The organism is Pelagibius litoralis, from assembly GCF_011683915.1.
GTDB classification, from domain to species: domain Bacteria; phylum Pseudomonadota; class Alphaproteobacteria; order Kiloniellales; family Kiloniellaceae; genus Pelagibius; species Pelagibius litoralis.
Map to the genome: position 1 here is coordinate 73,395 of NZ_JAAQPH010000009.1, position 18,193 is coordinate 91,587.

At 61.7% G+C, this 18,193-nt stretch carries 20 protein-coding genes; 4 read left to right on the forward strand and 16 right to left on the reverse strand.

Annotation, left to right across the window (positions count from 1 at the left end; all coding sequences use genetic code 11):
* Positions 1-33: 33 nt before the first annotated feature.
* Positions 34-1,065, reverse strand: a complete 1,032-nt coding sequence (locus HBA54_RS12945; protein ID WP_167225179.1) for a Fe(3+) ABC transporter substrate-binding protein — start codon at positions 1,063-1,065, stop codon at positions 34-36.
* 343 nt (positions 1,066-1,408) lie between these two features.
* Between HBA54_RS12945 and HBA54_RS12950 the strand changes: the two genes are divergently transcribed.
* Both HBA54_RS12950 and HBA54_RS12955 read left to right on the forward strand, forming a co-directional pair.
* Positions 1,409-1,999, forward strand: a complete 591-nt coding sequence (locus HBA54_RS12950) for a hypothetical protein (protein WP_205944624.1) — start codon at positions 1,409-1,411, stop codon at positions 1,997-1,999.
* 59 nt (positions 2,000-2,058) lie between these two features.
* On the forward strand, positions 2,059-3,753 hold the full coding sequence (locus tag HBA54_RS12955; RefSeq protein WP_167225181.1) for a methyl-accepting chemotaxis protein: 1,695 nt from the start codon (positions 2,059-2,061) through the stop codon (positions 3,751-3,753).
* 20 nt (positions 3,754-3,773) lie between these two features.
* On the opposite strand, the gene HBA54_RS12960 is transcribed toward HBA54_RS12955, so the two are convergent.
* The gene (locus tag HBA54_RS12960; protein ID WP_167225183.1) at positions 3,774-4,418 is read right to left on the reverse strand and encodes a histidine phosphotransferase family protein; all 645 of its coding nucleotides are present in this window, start codon (positions 4,416-4,418) and stop codon (positions 3,774-3,776) included.
* A gap of 79 nt (positions 4,419-4,497) precedes the next feature.
* On the opposite strand from HBA54_RS12960, the gene HBA54_RS12965 reads away from it, so the two are divergent.
* A complete protein-coding gene (locus HBA54_RS12965) occupies positions 4,498-4,692 on the forward strand; it encodes a DUF3553 domain-containing protein (protein WP_167225185.1) in 195 nt (64 codons plus the stop codon).
* Positions 4,685-5,872 carry an ankyrin repeat domain-containing protein gene (locus HBA54_RS12970; protein ID WP_167225187.1) on the forward strand — a complete coding sequence of 396 codons (1,188 nt, stop codon included), beginning with the start codon at positions 4,685-4,687 and terminating at the stop codon, positions 5,870-5,872. Before HBA54_RS12965 ends, HBA54_RS12970 begins: the two co-directional genes overlap by 8 nt.
* A gap of 41 nt (positions 5,873-5,913) precedes the next feature.
* Here the strand turns inward: HBA54_RS12970 and HBA54_RS29450 are convergent, their stop codons facing one another.
* The 14 genes from HBA54_RS29450 to HBA54_RS13035 form a co-directional block, all read right to left on the reverse strand.
* Positions 5,914-6,036 carry a hypothetical protein gene (locus tag HBA54_RS29450; protein ID WP_277345370.1) on the reverse strand — a complete coding sequence of 41 codons (123 nt, stop codon included), beginning with the start codon at positions 6,034-6,036 and terminating at the stop codon, positions 5,914-5,916.
* Positions 6,037-6,110: 74 nt separating this feature from the next.
* On the reverse strand, positions 6,111-7,502 hold the full coding sequence (locus HBA54_RS12975; protein WP_167225189.1) for a c-type cytochrome: 1,392 nt from the start codon (positions 7,500-7,502) through the stop codon (positions 6,111-6,113).
* Positions 7,480-8,238 carry a hypothetical protein gene (locus tag HBA54_RS12980; RefSeq protein WP_167225191.1) on the reverse strand — a complete coding sequence of 253 codons (759 nt, stop codon included), beginning with the start codon at positions 8,236-8,238 and terminating at the stop codon, positions 7,480-7,482. Before HBA54_RS12980 ends, HBA54_RS12975 begins: the two co-directional genes overlap by 23 nt.
* A gap of 149 nt (positions 8,239-8,387) precedes the next feature.
* Complete coding sequence (locus tag HBA54_RS12985; protein WP_167225193.1) at positions 8,388-8,732, reverse strand: hypothetical protein; 345 nt, start codon at positions 8,730-8,732, stop codon at positions 8,388-8,390.
* 23 nt (positions 8,733-8,755) lie between these two features.
* A complete protein-coding gene (locus HBA54_RS12990; protein WP_167225195.1) occupies positions 8,756-9,868 on the reverse strand; it encodes a formate dehydrogenase subunit gamma in 1,113 nt (370 codons plus the stop codon).
* Between the two features lie 81 nt (positions 9,869-9,949).
* Positions 9,950-10,144: a hypothetical protein gene (locus HBA54_RS12995; RefSeq protein ID WP_167225197.1), complete on the reverse strand. Its 195-nt coding sequence runs from the start codon at positions 10,142-10,144 to the stop codon at positions 9,950-9,952.
* Positions 10,145-10,325: 181 nt separating this feature from the next.
* Entirely contained in the window at positions 10,326-10,922 is a 597-nt protein-coding gene (gene fdh3B / locus HBA54_RS13000; RefSeq protein ID WP_167225199.1) for a formate dehydrogenase FDH3 subunit beta, read from the reverse strand.
* Between the two features lie 15 nt (positions 10,923-10,937).
* Positions 10,938-13,805, reverse strand: coding sequence for a formate dehydrogenase subunit alpha (locus HBA54_RS13005; RefSeq protein WP_167225201.1), 2,868 nt, complete (start codon positions 13,803-13,805; stop codon positions 10,938-10,940).
* Positions 13,806-13,884: 79 nt separating this feature from the next.
* Positions 13,885-14,079 (reverse strand): twin-arginine translocation signal domain-containing protein, encoded by a 195-nt coding sequence (locus HBA54_RS13010; protein WP_167225203.1) that lies wholly within the window; start codon positions 14,077-14,079, stop codon positions 13,885-13,887.
* A gap of 101 nt (positions 14,080-14,180) precedes the next feature.
* Positions 14,181-14,777 (reverse strand): TorD/DmsD family molecular chaperone, encoded by a 597-nt coding sequence (locus tag HBA54_RS13015; protein WP_167225468.1) that lies wholly within the window; start codon positions 14,775-14,777, stop codon positions 14,181-14,183.
* 303 nt (positions 14,778-15,080) lie between these two features.
* Entirely contained in the window at positions 15,081-15,875 is a 795-nt protein-coding gene (locus tag HBA54_RS13020; RefSeq protein WP_167225205.1) for a DUF3306 domain-containing protein, read from the reverse strand.
* Positions 15,876-15,879: 4 nt separating this feature from the next.
* Positions 15,880-16,428 carry a DUF3305 domain-containing protein gene (locus HBA54_RS13025; RefSeq protein WP_167225206.1) on the reverse strand — a complete coding sequence of 183 codons (549 nt, stop codon included), beginning with the start codon at positions 16,426-16,428 and terminating at the stop codon, positions 15,880-15,882.
* 235 nt (positions 16,429-16,663) lie between these two features.
* Positions 16,664-17,110 (reverse strand): hypothetical protein, encoded by a 447-nt coding sequence (locus HBA54_RS13030; protein ID WP_167225208.1) that lies wholly within the window; start codon positions 17,108-17,110, stop codon positions 16,664-16,666.
* A 390-nt stretch (positions 17,111-17,500) separates the two neighbouring features.
* The gene (locus HBA54_RS13035) at positions 17,501-18,061 is read right to left on the reverse strand and encodes a DUF2786 domain-containing protein (RefSeq protein ID WP_167225210.1); all 561 of its coding nucleotides are present in this window, start codon (positions 18,059-18,061) and stop codon (positions 17,501-17,503) included.
* Positions 18,062-18,193 lie beyond the last annotated feature (132 nt).

Sequence of the window (18,193 nt, forward strand, 5' to 3'; positions counted from 1 at the left end):
CCGCTTTGATGCGGACTAAACCCTCTGCCGGAATCAGTTCCAACCGATGCTGTCGAAGATTCTCTGCGCCTTCGGCTGGTTCTCACCGTAGACCGCCACATTCAGCGAGTCCGACTTGAAGTCTCCCAGCGACTTCAGGGCCGGGGTCGGCTCTACATCGGAGACGACCGGATACTCGTTGTTGCCGTCGGCGAAGTAGCGTTGCGCCGCGGGGCTGGCCAGATACTCCAGGAACTTGACGGCCGCTTCCTTGTGCGGCGCGTGCTTCAGCACACCCGCGCCGGAAACGTTCACATGGGTGCCGCGGTCGCCCTGGTTCGGGAATACCCAGCCAATTTTATCGGCCAGGCCTTTGTCCTTGTCCGACGGGTTGATCATCAGGCGCACGAAGTAGTAGGTGTTGGCGACAGCGACATCGCACTCACCGGCGCCGATGGCGCGGATCTGATCCGTGTCGCCACCGACCGGATTACGCGCGAGATTGCCGACAATCGCCTCCGCCCAATCCTGCGCGGCCTCTTCGCCGTGGGCTGCAATAATCGAACTCATCAGCGACTGGTTATAGATGTTGGAACTGCTACGAATGCAAATGCGCCCCTTCCACTTCGGGTCCGCGAGATCTTCGTAAGACGTGATCTCGCCGGCCTGGACCTTTGCTTTGTCATAGTAGATAACCCGTGCGCGGGTTGAGAATCCGAACCAGTGCCCCTCGGGATGGCGCAGACTTGCCGGAACGTTTGCCACCAATGCGGCGCTATCGATGGGCTGGAACAGGCCGGCCTGGTCGGCCCGCCAAAGCCGCCCGGCATCGACCGTCAGGAAAACGTCGGCGGGGCTGTTGGCGCCCTCGCTCTTGATCCGCTCGATCAAGGCATCGCCCTTGCCTTCGATGCGGTTGACCTCAATACCGGTTTCCTTGGTGAAGTTCTCGTAGAGCGCTTCATCAGTCTGATAGTGACGCGACGAATAGAGGTTCAAGACCTCCTGCGCCTGGGCCGACAAGCCAACACCCATAACCGCAACGCAGACCGCGGCCCCCAGGACCGTACGCCGACGAGCTTTCATCTTATTCCTCCGTGCTGTCCGTCCCGGTTCCAACAGGAAACGAGTACGAAATGAAATTAATTCTCAGTTGCGAAGTAAATGCAAATCACTCGCATCTGTCAAGCATTCTCATATCTATGGAATTGCCGCTGAACGCGATTTCCGCAGAAGCCATTTCCCAAAACTCATCATTATGATTATATAAAAATCAACTACTTAAACAGACGATATAACTATTAGGCGAACTGGAAGGCTCTTCTGCACGCTAACGTAAATTTAAGTCAATGCTACTAACTCTGGCGCAATTGAATGTAGGCGTGAGCAGTCGCGAGCGTCTGACTTGGGGAAATCAATTGGAGCCAAGATGATGTCTAAGACCAACCTTTTGCGGGGAATCCTTACCGGTGCCACGGCATCGCTGCTCGCTTCTACCGCCTTTGCCGCGGAACCGCATGTTGCCCCGATGACCGACTTTGCCAACAGCACGGTAAAGCAGTGGATCGCCGATAACATTGTTATCGAGGCCATAAAAGCCCAGAACGCCAAGCACGCCGGTCTGAGCCAGGGCGACATCGATAAGCTGGATCAGGACTGGCGCGCCCAGACTGATGCCGGCAGCAAGCCGATGATCGATGCCGTGCTGGGCAACGCCCTCTCCGCCTATCTGGTGAATCAGAAGAACGGCGCTCAGGGTCTGGTGACGGAAGTCTTCGTCATGGACAACCGCGGCCTGAACGTCGGGCAAAGCGATGTCACCTCGGACTTCTGGCAGGGTGACGAGGCCAAGTGGCAGAAGACCTACTCTGCCGGCCCTGGTGCCATTTTCGTTGATGAAGTGGAAATGGACGAGTCGACCCAGACTTTCCAGTCCCAGCTCAGCATGTCGATCATCGACCCCGCCAGCGGTGATGTGATCGGCGCCATTACCGTCGGCATCAACGTCGACGCGCTGTAACACAAACCGAAACCGAAAAAACCCGACCAAGCAGTTAGTGCTGTAGAGGAACGTGTCCTATGAGTAACGTTGACGCGCCGGCAACGAAGACGCCTAAATCGAAGTCAGCAGGCGGCTTTCCCTTGGTCGGGTTTTCGAGGCTCTCTGTGGTCCGCAAGGTCATTCTGACTGCAGCGGCCATGGCATCCCTGATCCTGATCACCCTCGTGGTGATCGGGATCAGTGAGACAAGACAGGTTCTGCTGCAAACCGGCGAAACCGGCTTCAGCACCATGACGCGCTTGATTGCGAACAACGCCGCCGGCGGTATCCGTTGGAAAAAACCGGAATCGATTGAGACGGCTTACATTGACTTCGCCAATGCCGCGGACACCGCGATCGCCAACGTGGTCGCCCTCGACAAGGAAGGCAACGAACTGATCCGCTTTGATTCAAAAACCCTGCCGCAAACCGACCTGACTGCTTTCATCGGCAAGGCCAAGGGTTTCGAAGAGCGGATGATCGAGAACTCCGCCTCGCATATCCTGATTTCAAGCCCTGCCCTCTCGCCCAAGGACGGTTCCTTCATCGGATCGGTCATCATCGCCTGGTCGATCGAAGAACTGAATTCAGAGATCCAGGCCGCCATGGTGCAGCAAAGCGTCATCGCCCTGGTTGCCCTCGCGCTGCTGGTGGTTCTGCTGAGCTTTGTGACCACGCGGCTTGTCGGCAAACCTTTGAAGGTGATGACCGACACCATGGAGCGGCTCGCGGACGGCGACACCTCCGTCGAGGTGCCGGCCATGAACCGCAAAGACGATATCGGCGACATCGCCCGTATGGTGCAGACCTTCAAGACCAACGCCATTGAGCTCGATCGCTCCACCGCGGCGCGCGAGGCCGAAAAGGCCAAAGCCGAGGAAGAGAAGCGCCGCGCCATGCACAAACTGGCGGACGACTTTGAATCCAGCGTCAAGGCCGTGGTGAGCGGCGTTACCACTGCCTCCGACGAGGTTCAGAACACCGCCCAGTCCATGTCTGAGACCGCAAAGCGTGCAAGCAATCTGACCTCTTCCGCCGCCTCGGCAACTCAGCAGGCGGCCAGCAACGTCCAGACCGTCGCCAGCGCGGCGGAGGAGCTCAGTGCCTCGATTCAGGAAATCAGCCGGCAGGTGACCCAGTCGACGACGATTTCCAATGCCGCCGCCGAACAGGCGCGCACGACCAACAGCGAAGTCGAGGCCCTGGCCGATGCCGCCCAGAAAATCGGCGATGTTGTCACCATGATTCAGGATATCGCCGAGCAGACCAACCTGCTGGCGCTGAACGCGACGATCGAGGCGGCGCGGGCCGGCGAAGCCGGCAAGGGCTTCGCGGTGGTCGCTTCCGAGGTCAAGCAGCTGGCCACCCAGACCGCCAAGGCGACGGAGCAGATCCGTCAGCAGATCAATGACATCCAGGGCGCCACCGGCGGCGCCGTCAGTTCGATCGCCGAAATCACCACGACGATTGAGCAGGTGAACGGGATCGCCGCCAGCATCGCCTCTGCGGTCGAGGAGCAGAGCGCCGCAACGCAAGAGATCTCCCGCAACGTCCAGTCGGCCTCGGCCAGCACGAACGAAGTATCGTCCAACATCGGCGAGGTAACGACCGCCGCCCAGGAATCCGGAAACTCAGCCGCTACGATGCTGGGCGCGGCCAACGATCTGGCCAGTCAGTCATCGAGCCTGAGCAGTCAGGTGGACAGCTTCCTGGCCAGCATCCGCGCCAGCTAGCCGGCCGACGACAGCGTCGCCTATTCAGCCGCCGCGACCACCCTGAGTCGCAGGCTGTCTTCGCCCGGCGTATCGATTTCCAGGTCGCTTCCAAGACGCTTGGCAACCATTCTTGTGAAGTAACTGTGGACCCCACGGGGACTCAATGCGCCGACGTCGACCTCGCTGTCCAGACCGGCCAGGGTCTCCGGGCGTAGATGGGCATCCTGGCCGGCAGCGGTGACAACCATCTCGCATTTGCCCTGCCCGCCGGAAACGGCAACCGAAAGCTTGCCGCCGCGTGGCAGGGCTTCATGGGCCAGGGCGACCATGTTCAAGATCATCTTGCCGGCGCCGTCAGGGGTCCCCTCGGGGGCCTGCACCGTCGGCCAATCAAGCTCCGACTTCGAACTGGTCAGCAGGGCCGCGGTCAGGTTGCGGAGCTCGCTGAGGTCCGATCCCACCCGAGCGCCCGCCATGCCATAAGCCAGGCGAAAGAACTGCAGAATTGCGGAGGCCTGGCGCGCCGAGTTTTCGGTAAGTTGCATGGCGTCGTCGGCCATGCCGAACTCGTCGTCAGCCAACAGTTCCAACCCGTTGCCGACAGCGCCGATCGGTCCGACCAGATCGTGGCAAAGACGCGACGCGAGCAGCTCGGCAACGCGCAGATCGATCGATATTTCCATACTCTCTAACCCTCAGTAGCTGGCCTCTGATTTCACTTCCTTATACACTATGCACGAAGGGAAAACAGCGAGGCGGAGCATGGCCTTAGATCTTAGCACCGGACATCTCAGCCCCGGCATGCGTGTGCGCCATCCCGAGCGGCCGGATTGGGGGATCGGACAGATCCAGTCCGTGGTGTCGACGCGGGTCACCGTGAACTTCGAGAACGCCGGCAAGCTTTTGATCATCGCAACAGAGGTCGATCTGGAAGTGGTGGGCGACGATCGTGCCTGACAACCATAATGCCCGGTCTTGGGCGCTGCGGCTGATTGCAGCCTGTTGGATGGTGCTTTTCATGACCTCGGCGGCCCCGGCCCAGACCGTGGCGGACCAGGCCCTCCATCAGGCGGCACGCAGCGACGACGCTGCCCTGGCCGCCTTCGCGCTTGAGCAGGGCGCCGATCCTGAAACCCGGGATCAATTGGGTAACACCGCGCTGCATGTCGCGGCCACGTTCGCCAGCGCAGAGGTTACCGCCTTGCTGCTGGCAGAGGGCGCCAACCCGGCCAGCGCAACGCCCGACGACGGCTGGACCGCCCTCCATTATGCCGCTTACGAAGGCCATGACCGAGTGGCCCGCCTGCTGGTTGAAGCCGCCGCCCCCCTGGAGGCGCGTGAAGGCGACTACGGCAACACCCCCCTGCTGTTGGCGGCCAGACGCAACAAGCGCGCCGTCGTGGCGGTCCTGCTGTCCGCCGGCGCCGACCTCTCGGCCAGGGATCGGCGGGACGGAAACACCGCCCTGATCAACGCCGCCTTCGATCCGCTGGGAACCCCTGTCGTGGCCGAACTGCTGGCCGCGGGTGCCGACCCCAAAGCCGCAGCCGACGACGGAACCACCGCGCTCATGGCGGCCGCACGCTCCGATGCCGAAGGCAGCCTGCAACTGTTGTTATCCAGTGGCGGCGACGCAACGGCGGCCCGGCGCGACGGCTGGACCGCTTTGCACCTGGCCGCCGCCTACGGGCGAACCCGGCTTTTCGCCGTTCTACAACAGGCGGGTGCCGCCATCGACCAACGCGCAGCCCGGGGTGAAACGGCACTCGGCCAGGCTATCCAGACCGGACAGGTTGATAGCGTGATCGCTTTGCTGAAGGCGGGTGCCGATCCGGGTCAACCCGGCCTCAACGGCCGCCCGCCGGTAGCCCTGGCGGCTATGAGCGGCCAGGCCGGGGCCCTTTACGTTCTATTGAACGCCGGCGCCGATGCCGATGCGCGTGAAGCGGAAAGCGGCAATACCGCGCTGATGCTGGCGGCCAACCGTGCCCGCCTGGAGGAAGTGCGCCTGTTGCTGAACGCCGGCGCCGACGTAAACCTGAAAGCCAGGGACGGCTGGACCGCCCTGCAGGCGGCTACCATGATCGGCGATGACGAAATCGCCGCCGCCCTGCGCGCAGCCGGGGCGAAGGAATAACTCCCTGGCGGCTGGAGCCTCCAGTCGCTCTAAGCGTCGCGTCAGAGGCGCACGTTCGACGTCGAGAAGACGTCAGCCGAGTCCAGCCCATACATGCTGAGAATGACGGCGCTCAAGATAGCGATCAGAACAGCGGCAACGCTGCCGATGATAACGGATTTCATGGCTCAAACGATCCTTGCAAAGGCGCGGCCCAAGAGGGCCGGTTTCATAACTGTGAATCTAGGTTGCAACAGGCTCAGCGTCCAGCCCCCTCACCGGCTGTGATCTCCCGCAGATAGGCGATGAGGTCCGCGCGGTCCTGCGCCGAGGGCATTCGTTGCAGCGGCATCTTGCTGCCGGGCGTATAGCGGTCCGGGCCTTCGGCGAACAACCGGTCGATGGTCTCCGCGCTCCAGATCAGGGGGTTGCCGCGCAAAGCCGCCGAATAATTGTATCCCTCAACGGTACCGGCACGCCGGCCAAAAACCCCAAACAGCGTTGGTCCCGCGCGGTTGCCGCCGTCAGCCGTAACCGTATGACAGGCAACGCATGTTCGGAACAGTTTCGCACCGCGGCTGTGGGTTCCCGCTACGGCTGCCTGCTGCTCTTCGGGTGCCGCGCTGTCGCCACCCACTTCGCTGCGGGCTTCGAGATCCCACAGGCGCGTGACGGAATCCGCCCCGCCGGAGAGAAGCTGCTGCCCATCGGGTGTGAAGGCCAGAGCCCAGACGGGCTTTCTATGGCCATTGAGGGAGGTCACGATGCGGCGTCCCTCGATATTCCAGAGGTTCACGGTTCCATCAACCCCTGCCGAGGCGGCAAAGCGGCCATCAGGGGAGACCGTTACCGCAAAGACAGGGCCGTCATGGCCGCGCAGAACGGCAACCTCCTGTCCCGTCGTAAGGTCCCAAAGCCGAACCGTCTCGTCGACCGAGGCCGAAACCGCAAAGCCACCGCCGGGCAGGAAGGCCAGGGCGTTGACGCCAAAGTCATGGCCGTCCATGACCTGCAGCAGCCGCGGCCGGCTGCCGTCGGCCTGCAACGCCCAAAGGCGGATGGAAGAGTCGTAGCTGCCGGTCAGCAGGTATCGCCCGTCCTGGGAAAAGGCGACAGAATTGACGTTGCTGCGATGCTCGTCGAGCACATGGGTCGCCTCACGGCCCTCCAGGTCCCAAAGCCGCACGGTCTGATCCCAGCCGGCTGATGCCGCAAGACGATCGTCGGGCGAGATTGCCACGGCGGCCACCTTGCCGCTGTGGCCCTCAAAAACATGCTCGAGACTTCCGGAGGCCAGATCCCACAAGCGCAGAGTCCCGTCATCGCTCGCCGAGATCGCCTGGCGTCCCTGACCTGTCAACGCAACGGCGTTCACCGCCCCCTCATGGTCGTCAAGCACCTGCAGCGCCCGCTGGCTCTCCAAATCCCAAACGATCAGGCTGTAGTCGAAACTGGCCGTGATCGCCCGGGTCCCGTCGGGCAGCACCGCCACGCCCTTCACAAAGCCACCATGGCCGCGCAGTTCCGCGACAGCCGTCGTGGCAACCATCATCAGGGCCAGGAAGATCGTCGGGCCGCGCAGCAGCAGCGCTGCAACGCGGTACCGGAGCGGCGGAGCGAAACGCCGGTTACTGAGCTTCGAAGGGTTCATTCGCCGCGGATTTGCCCAGATTGTCGACCAGCAACGGCACCATGGACCGGGCGATCCTTTCGGTATCCGGCGTCTGCAGCTCGTAATAGGCGTCGCCCTGCCACAAAACTTCGCCGTTCGACTGATCCCGCAACACGGCGTTCATGTGAAAGACGCTGGCCCCCAGCGCCTGCGCCTCCTGGCGTCCGCCGAGAACGCTGTCCTGGGTGTTGGACCAGACATTCACATTCGCCTCGACCTCAACACTGTCTTCGCTTTCCCGCGTCAGATCCCTCTCGTTGCCGGAACTGGCCCGCACGCTGCCCAGACTGGGTCGGCGCGGTGCCTGTTCAGCCGGAATGACCTTGGTCTCGAACAGCAGCAGCAGACCGGTCTTGGCCTCCGTCACAGTTCGCTCCTGCGCTGCCAAAGCCGACTCGAAGTCCGCTTTCAGCTGAAGATTGAGATCGTTGTCGTCATAGGGTGTGACCGTCACCGTGGCACTGTCGGAGACTTTCTTGAAGGCGCGGGTCGTCAGCATGCCCGGCGCCTGTACCGCGTTCGCCGGGCTCTTTCCCGGCTCGCCGTTGATCGATTGGCCGCCTTGCGGCTGGACCGCCTCCGACTGGGCCAGTTGGGTGACCGCCGGCCCAGCGGCAAAGCTCAGGCCTTCAGGCGAAACGATTGATTTCCCAATCGCCGGCCCCCCTCCGAACAGGGCCAACCCGGCCGTCATCACCAAGGCTGTCGCTTTCATTCCAAAGGCTCCATCTGATCCGGTTCAGCCGAAAGACCGGCGTAACAAGGTATGAAAGTCAAGAATCCTATTTTGGCCAAAGACCCGTTTTCACTCTGTGACCGGGCTTCGGCCTACTCCTCGTCGCAGCCGAGAAACCACCGCCCGCATCAGGGACGCCCGCCACCCGCCGCAGGGGGCGGGCTCTCATAGCCGCTGGAGCGATGCCGGAAGGATGGCAGCAGCCTGCCGCTTTCCTGGTCGACGGCCAGAATGTGCACCTGGAAGGTCGCGTTACTGGAACCCTCAGGCTGCATTACGGTCACAAACCAAACCGGGCGACCGTCCAGATCGCCCGCTCTGATCCGCAAGACCTCCACACCAAACTGCTCGGTGATGAGCTTGGCCGCGGCTTCCTCGCTGACAGCCGCCTGCGAGGGGGTTGCGGCAAAACCCAACGCGAGGGCGCAGAGCCCCGCAAGCCAGAAACTGCGAAACCGGCTGGAGCGCGGCATATCAGGGATTCCTTTCCGGGTGGCTACTCAGCCGCCTGTGATGTGCCACCGCCGGACACCTTGGCGGCCCAGACCGAATGATGCTCGCGTGCCCAGTTGGTGTCGACCTGACCTGTGCCCATCGCATCGAAGGCGCCCTCCATACCCACGGAGCCGATATAGATGTGCCCGACAATGATGGCGATCAGAACCAAGGCAACGATGGTATGCCAGAGCACCGAAAGCTGTGTTTCCTGCAACATCGAAAGTTCGGTCGGAAGGTTGAAGCCAATCAGGTTGAGGGCCGCGAAGGTCTTGCCGAAGAACGCGAACTCGAAGGGGAACAACATCGCCAAGCCGGAAAGGCTGATGGAGATGCCGCCGAGGATGACGGACCAGAAAATCAGCTTCTGGCCGGCGTTGAACTTGGCCGCCGGCGGGTGGACGCCCTTGACGAAAAGGCCGCCTCCCTTGGCCAGCCATATCAGGTCCAGACGGTTCGGGATGTTGTCCTTGATCCAGAGGACAAGCATCATCACCACGCCGACCATGAAGGCGAAGGACAGGAAGTTATGCGCATACTTGCCGGCAATGGTGATCGCCGTGAAAATCTCCGGCCCCAGGATGGGCAGAAGTACGTGGCGGCCGTAAAGCAGGTTCAGGCCGGTCACGGCCAGCACGATGAAGGAGGTTGCTGTGATCCAGTGCGCGACCCGCTCCACCAGGTTGAAGCGCTCAATGGTCGTTCCACTGGGCCCGGCATCGATCTTGATGCGCCCCCGCACGGCAAAGAATAAAGCAACGATCGCAACGATGCCAAGCATCGCCCAGGCGCCGTAGACCGTTATCGGCCCGTTGCGCCAGGCACGCCAGTTGTCGCCCTCTGACTGAATGAGCTGTGCGGCGCGCGGATCGGGAATCGTTACCCTGCCCTGCACACCCTGGCGCACCGCCCGCCACATTTCACTATCTGCCTGGTTTCCCAAGACATTCCCAGGAACCTGACCACCGGTCGGGCTTTCGCTGACCACGGGCTCGCCGGACTGGCCCCAGGCCGTGCCGGCCAGGCTGCTGCCCAGCAGCGCTGCGGCGAGCAGCAGGACGGCCAGTAGAAGCGGGTTGGGCAGGTGTTGGAAGCGCGACACATGGGCTCGCATGGTTGTTCCTTTGAAAGCGGGGTCTCGCATCACAAATACTCGTTTCTATCGGTTTTCCGAAAGCGGCTGATGACGATCTGCTCAGCTACCACCCTGCAGCGTCGCACGGGCGCGCAGCGCATCGCGCGTTTCTTGAGAAAGCTGCGTATCGGTCGGACCGAGATAGGTCCCTTTCTCATAGCGAAGGATGCGCCCCTGTTCGTCTTGGTCGCAAGCAGCAAGACCAAGAACAAGAACCGCACCGGCGGTCAGGTAGATGAATTTCTGCAACACCATGGGATTTCTCAAACCTCCAATCGAGGCGAAAAGCACAACCGGATATGGTTAATTTTTCCTTACCCGGCGATTTGCGGCCGACTCATGCAACCGGATCGGAAGGGGGGCGACGCAAAGCGCCGCCCCCTACCCTAGACAGGATCTCCGGCAAGGAGATCACGCCCTTCTGCCAAAAGCCGGATCAGGATCCTGACTTCTGGTCATAGGCCGTGCCCCAACCCCAGGCACCGGACCCGAAACCACGGGCGACGACGCGCTCGCGATAGATGTCGGACACCATGTCGCCGTCACCGGCGAGCAGAGCCTTGGTCGAACACATCTCCGCACAGAGCGGCAGTTTGCCTTCGGCCAGACGGTTGCGTCCGTACTTGGAGAACTCGTCGGAGGACATGTCCTCCTCCGGTCCGCCAGCACAGAAGGTGCACTTGTCCATCTTACCGCGGCTGCCGAAGTTACCTGCCTGCGGATACTGCGGCGCGCCGAAGGGGCAGGCATAGAAGCAGTAACCACAACCGATGCAAAGATCCTTGGAATGCAACACCACACCGTCTTCGGTCTCGTAGAAGCAATCCACCGGGCAGACCGCCATGCAAGGCGCATCCGAACAATGCATGCAGGCCACGGAGATCGACCGCTCACCGGGTTGGCCATCATTGATGGTCACCACCCGGCGCCGGTTGACGCCCCAAGGAACCTCATGCTCGTTTTTACAAGCTGTGACGCAGGCGTTGCACTCGATACAGCGCTCAGCGTCGCAGAGGAATTTCATACGTGCCATGTTTCAACTCCTCCCTTAAGCCGGCTCGATACGGCAGAGCGTGGCTTTGGTTTCCTGCATATTGGTCACCGAATCGTAGCCATACGTCTGTGCCGTATTACTCGCTTCACCGAGTACATAGGGATCAGCGCCCTTTGGATACTTGTGACGTTGATCCTCACCCTGCCAATGGCCGCCGAAGTGGAAGGGCATGAAGGCCACGCCCTGCCCGACTCTTTCGGTGACCAAGGCCTTCACCTTCACCTTCGCGCCTTCAGGGCCATGCAGCCAGACCATCGCCCCGTCACGCACGCCGGTGTTGTTGGCGTCCACGGGATTGATCTCGACGAACATGTCCTGCTGCAGCTCGGCCAGCCAGGGGTTGGACCTGGTCTCGTCCCCGCCGCCCTCGTATTCGACCAGACGGCCGGAGGTGAGGATGATCGGGAAGTCTACTGAGAAGTCCTTCTCCTGGATCGACTTAAAGAGGATCGGCAAGCGATACATCTTGCGGTCCTCGTAGGTCGGATAGTCGGCCACAAGATCGCGCCTGGAGGTGTAGAGCGGCTCGCGGTGCGTCGGCACCGGATCCGGGAAGTTCCACACCACCGTGCGGGCCTTGGCATTGCCGAAGGGCGCGCAACCGTGCTTGATCGCAACCCGCTGGATGCCACCGGAAAGGTCGGTCTTCCAGTTGGTCTTGTCGCCGGCCACCTTCTCGATAGCCGCTTTTTCGTCGGCGGTCAGGTCCTTGTCCCAGCCCAGCTTCTTCAGCATGGCCATGGTGAACTCGGGATAACCGTCCTTGATTTCCGAGCCAACGGGATAGGAGCCCTCGGCCAGCAGGTTGTCGCCTTCCCGCTCCACGCCGAAACGGGCTCGGAAACAGAGGCCGCCTTCGGCCACCGGCTTGGAGGTATCGTAGAGCACCGGCGTGCCGGGATGCCCCATCTCCGCCGTGCCCCAGGATGGCCAGGGCAGACCGTAGTAGTCACCATCGGCCGGACCGCCGCGTGCCTGCAGCGTGGTCTTGTCGAAGGTATGCTGGTTGGCCATGTGGGTCTTCAGGCGTTCCGGCGACTGGCCGGTGTAGCCGATGGTCCACATGCCGCGATTGAATTCGCGGGTCACATCCTCGATCAGCGGGATGTCGTTCTCAACCTTGATGTTCTTGAACATCTCGTCGGCGAAACCAAGCTTCTTGGCCAGGAGATACATGATCTCGTGGTCGGTCTTGGATTCGAACAGCGGGTCGAAAATCTTGTCACGCCACTGCAGCGAACGGTTGGAGGCCGTCACCGAGCCGTGGGTCTCGAACTGAGTCGCGGCCGGCAGCAGATAGGTGCCGTCCTTGCGGTCGTTCATCACCGCTGCCATCGTCGGATAAGGATCGACGATGACCAGCATGTCGAGCTTTTCCATCGCCTTCTTCATGTCGGGCAGGCGGGTCTGAGAGTTCGCCGCATGTCCCCAGAAGACCATGGCCCGGAGATTATCGTTCTGGTCGATATTCTCCTTGGCTTCCAGCGCCAGATCGAACCAACGCGAGACCGGCACGCCGCTCTTCTCCATGAAGTCCTTGCTGGCGAAGCGGCCTTTCAGCCACTCGTAGTCGACATCCCAGACGCGCGACCAATGCTTCCAGGACCCTGCCTTGAGGCCGTAGTAGCCCGGCAACGTGTGGCAGAGCACGCCCAGATCGGTCGCTCCCTGCACGTTGTCGTGGCCGCGGAAGATGTTGGTGCCGCCACCCTGGGTGCCGACAACACCGAGGGCAAGACCCAGCACGCAGTAGGCGCGGGTGTTGTTGTTACCGTTGGTGTGCTGGGTACCGCCCATGCACCAGATGATGGTGAAGGGACGGTTGTTGGCCAGCGTCCGCGCCACGCGCTTCAGCTGAGAGCCCGGCACGCCGGTGACCCGCTCGGTCTCTTCCGGCGTCCACTTGGCAACCTCGGCCTTGATCTGATCCATGCCCCAGACGCGCTGGCGGATGAATTCCTTGTCTTCCCAGCCGTTCTCGAAAACGTGCCAGAGGATGCCCCAGATCAGCCCGACATCGGTGCCCGGGCGGAACCGCACGTATTCATCGGCATGGGCGGCCGTGCGTGTGAAGCGCGGATCGCAGACGATGAAGGGCGCGTTGTTCTGTTCCTTGGCCTTCAGCATGTGCTGCATGGCTACCGGATGGGCTTCCGCCGGATTGCCGCCGATCTGGAAGATCGCGCGGGAGTTATGGATGTCGTTGTAGCTGTTCGTCATCGCACCGTAGCCCCAGGTGTTGGCAACACCCGCGACCGTGGTGGAGTGACAGATACGCGCCTGGTGATCCCCGTTGTTGGACCCCCAGAAGGCGTAGAACTTGCGGAAGAGATAAGCCTGTTCGTTATTGTGCTTCGCAGAGCCAAGCCAATAAGCGGAGTCAGGGCCGGAGGTCTCGTAGATCTCCAGCAGCTTGTCGCCGATCTCGTTGATCGCCTGATCCCAGGAGATCTTGGTCCACTTACCATCGACCATCTTTGTCGGATGCTTCAGGCGGCGCTCACCGTGGGCATGTTCGCGCACCGATGCGCCCTTGGCGCAGTGAGCGCCCAGGTTAAAGGGGCTGTCCCAACCGGGCTCCTGCCCGACCCAGACCCCGTTCTGCACCTCGGCTATCACCGTGCAGCCGACCGAGCAGTGCGTGCACACGGATTTAACGAGCTTGATATCGCCTGTCGCCGCAGAGGCCGCTTCGGCCTTTTTCACCATTCCGAACGGAACCGCAGCCGCGGCAACACCGCCGGCGGCAAGCCCGGATCGTCTCAGAAATGTGCGACGGTCAATAGCGCTTCCGGTAGAACCGGCTAACGCCTTTGACAAACGGGGGCCATTCGCAACCCCATTCGTCCTTTTGGTAAGCATTGACCTCTCCCTAATCTATCGGTCAGTACGGACGGGCCATCGATGAACCGAGACCCGACTTTCAATACAGGCCTTGGTCCTAAAACCGGGCCAGATCGTAGAATTTCCGCACGTGGTCGGTTTCGCTGTAGCCGGCAGACTTCTTCTGCGGCGCCACCGCCTCGACAGCCCCTGCTTGCGAGGCTGTCACGGCAATCGTCGCCGCACCGGCACCGAGGCCGGCTTTTTTGAAGAAGTCACGGCGACCAACGTCGATCTCTTCCTTTTTGCTCAACGGTTCACCCTCCTTTTTGCGTGGTGACCAAAACTACCTGCAACGAAGATGCCTAGTGGGTCGTCGCCTTCCCCGGAGTGACGGCCTTGCGGCCGCCGGCGCTAGGCCGCCATCTCGAATGCCTGGCTTTCGATCTCCATAAACAAACGGCCGATCGTGCCGACAGGCATGTAAAGCACCGCTGCCTGGGCTGCCTGCAGATCCTCAAAGAACCGCGGCGCCCAGCAGCCGATATGGGTGTCGAAAAATTTGCGCTGTTCGGCCAGCCCCGCCGGATCGCCGAAACTGCCGGTAATGAGGCCCGCCATCATCTCGCAGAGGGCTGCGACATGATCTTCCGGCTCGCTCACGTCGTCGGCGCGCGCGATCTGCAGCCGCGCCATGTCGCCGCGCAGCCGCGCCAGAGGCTTTTCGTTCAGAAAGCCCGTCAGGTAGTAGGAAGCGTAGGGAAGGAGCTCGCCCTGGCCGAGCCCGACGAAGAGATCGAAGTACTCCTGCCTCGCGGCATCGACGGTTGTGCCCTTCGCCGCCGCGGCCAGGGCCTTGATCGCCTGGCCAAGCTCGGAGTCATCGCCACTGAGCCCACGCATCATGCGCAGCGCCGGCTCTCCCGGTTCACCCGAAAGCAGCTGCGCCAGCAACGCGTACCATCCGGCGCGAAGCTGGTCTTCTTCAGCAATGGGTATCTGCGCAGCCATACTGCCCAAGCGCGCGACTCTCCCAACCTAAAGTAGAACCCTTAAACCACCAAACCCAAAGGCCCACGGACTGCTGCCGCTTGGTAAGCCTTCGGTGAGGTATTCTACCGATGTTATATCCCTGATTTTACCAGGGTTTTTGCCAATTAGAGCGAGAATTAGACCGCCTTTTTCGCTCCCGGTCAACTAAATCAATTGTTGCAGCGCACAAGTCAGAGAAGGCTCATGAGCCGCAGAAATCCACGACTCTGATAGCCGTCCCGAGCACTTTCATGATCGGAACTAAACAACCAGTGGGCGCAATTAGCTGGTTTGATCACCCCAGCGCCGCTTGAGCGCGCTTCCCGACCGCCTGCGAATCGTTTCAGAGGGGGCCCCGTCCACCGCCGCAGCGCCTTCATCATTCTCGGAGCGGGCGAGCGAGTCGGTCTTGTCGGACAGCTTTTCAGAGGGTTGAGCCGCCATGTCCGCAGGACGGAATGCGTCTTGCCCCTGTTCGGACGACACAACTTCAGGCGGCGGCCCGGCATCCGGCATCGCTTCCTCATCGCCCTGCGCCAGTTGCGGCTGTTCCGCCTCGCTTCCCGCCTCTCCCGCATCCTTCCCGGCAGCGGCTTCCCCGGCTTCGTTCTCGGCGGCTTCATTCTCGGCGGCCTCGTCCTCGGCCGTCCACATGCCCTTGCCGACCTTGTAGAGGGTCTTCATTCCCTCCACCACCATGGCCGCATCGGTGTAGTCCTCGTCATAGTCGTTCATGCCGTCGCGAAAGCCGAACAAAGGGTCAACCTGCCAAAGCCGGCGCAAGGCCCGCCGCCTCAAGGCTTCCGGCACCTTGTCGTTCATGAAGATCGAAAAATCGGAGTCCTTGTCCAGGGTCTCAATGTCCGGCAGGTCCTTGGGGTCGAAGGCCTCTTGGTCAGTCGGCGGCGGCGCCTCGCCCGGCTGCAGCGCGGCAACCGTATCGCCATCATCGCGCATCTTTGCGGCAGCCGTCTCTTCGGCAGGTGGCTCATCGACATTCTCGGGCCGCCGAGCCGCCTGCTTACGCTCGGCCCAGCGCGACAGAAAACCATCATCGTCTCTGGATCGCCCGGCCATCGCGTCAGTCCGACGTCCGGCGGCCGGCCCGCGCAGTGTCGATCGGCGGCCGGCGGCTGAAAGCGTCATCGCCGCTGCGCGCCTTCTGGCGGCGACGCTTGTGGAAGACCTCGTCAACATGGTGGGTGTCGATGAAGGCCTGGACAAAGGCGATCAGGTCGGCGGGCATGGTGACCCCCTCGACAATCTCCTCGCCACTGTCGAGGTAGTCCTGGGCCTCGTAGGGACTGGCGGTCACGAGGAAAGGCAGGAAATCGTGCCGGCTGTCAGGATCGTCATCGCTGCGCAACAGCACGAAGATTTGCGGCGGGTCCTGCGTGAGGTTGACCTTGTATCCCTCGGTTTCGCGCCGGAACAGCTCGAGCGGCAGGGTGCCACAATGATAGTGGATCCAATCCTCTCCCTCGCGCAGAACCTTCCACGCCGCTTCCGGGTCGAGAGGCGGTGCACCGGGGATGACGGCCACCGGACGCCAGGCAAAGTCCTTCCAGGGGTTGTCGATACGCCGTCGCTCGACCACAACCCCCAGCGGCAGGACTTCACTCGTATCCATAAGGTTTCTGTCCCGAGTTCTCTCTGCGCCCGCTGCCTAATTCCCCGCTACAAAACTCAAGGTGAAGCAAGGCGGCGCCTGAGGGCGGCACCGCGCCGCCCTCCAGAAACTCGAAACTAAGCCGTTGCCGGCGCCTTGGCGAGTCCCACGCAGCCAGCCGACCTCATTCGTGGGGTTTTTCTCCCATTCACCACGCAAAGCGGTCCCTACAGCATACCAATACGGGAAAACATCCTCAGTCGAGGGTAGCGGCGAACAGCCGTGCAAAAGTCTCCGCCGAATTGCCCCTGGCCAGACGGACATAGTAAGCGACTTCGTCAGTCTTCGCTTCGCATTCTTCCATCGTATTGAACACCGCTATCTGCAAAAGACCGCCAAGCGTTTCGCCATCGATGTGGCGGCGGCCCGCTTCCTGCAGGGGTGCGCAGGCTTCGTTCAATTGCTCTTCCACCGCATAGAGCGCATCCAGGACCGCAAGCTCATCCGCTTCCGCCTCCACAATGCTTTGTGCCAGCGCCGCGGAGACCTGGTTCTGATACGTAAAGATCGTCGCCACACGATCTTCGATCTTGCCGTCCATCAGCATCGGCCAGACCAGAGAGTTGGCGCCGCTGACCGTTGTGACCAAAGCAGCCAGGGCAACCACCCCGGCCAGCATCCGCTTCTTTGTCTTACCCATCATCTGCTCCTCACCTGAAACCTCTGCATCGCATCGCCGCCTGCCCCCTTTGTGGCCTTCGTTCATTCTTGCGATGACGAACGCCGGGGGCTTCGCGTCGGAGACCTGCCGTTGTTGCAGGGGGAGTGTGGCTTGATCAGGCTTTCGCAAGTGTTACCGGGGCCCGAAGGCTCCGGCTTTGTCACAGACCCCGGGGATTTGATGTAAAATCAGAAGTAGAAAACAAGGGAAAACCAATGCCGCGCAGCGGCAGGGAAAATCTGCCAGGAATTCGTCCTAAATGCCGAACCAAATGCGGGGCCAGACACCTGCCTGCGACAGGCAGGAGATGTCATGTATTGCGGGGTGGGGACGGCACCGGGAAGCGGCGCTGCACTGCTTGAGACACCCAGGTCAGTTTGAGTGGCCCTGGCGCAATTTCAGCTTCAAGCCGACGATCTGATAGATGTTCAAACCGGTGATGCTGGCGATCTCGTTGAAAGACAGCGAGGTCTCGCGCAGCAGCATCGTCGCATGCCGATTGGGGTTCATCCGGCGCGACTTGGCCCGCCATTTAACCGTTGTACCGGCAATCGACCGGCGCAGTTCGTCGGCGTCCAGCCCGCGGGCCTGGGCGGCGCGTATCGCCGCCTCGCGTCGGGCTTTGTCATCATAGATGAAGGTGTCCATCAGATGGGCCGCCCGGGCAAAGCGGTCGAGTGATTCCGGGCGGAAGCCGATGTCGTCCGCCATATGGGCATCGCCGCGCTCAAAGTCCGGCGGTGGTTCATGCTGCGAACCACCCGCCGCCGCCTCGTCCAACGTCAGACCGAAACGCGCAGCCAGACGCGTTGCCGCCGCCAGGGCGTTGACGCGCTCGCCCTCAAAAGGACTGTCGGCGGCCAGTTGCAGCAGGTTGTGAAAGCGCTGCCGCTCGGCATCTGAAAACCCGGCTGAAATCTCCAGCCTCCTCATTACAAAAACAGTACCCGGCGGCCATTGAATTGTGCCGTCGGGCTGTCGCCGCCGGCAAATCCCAGCCAAACGCCGAGTATACCATTAAGGGTTAGCAAAACCCAAAGGGATGGAGAGACAACTGTATGAAAC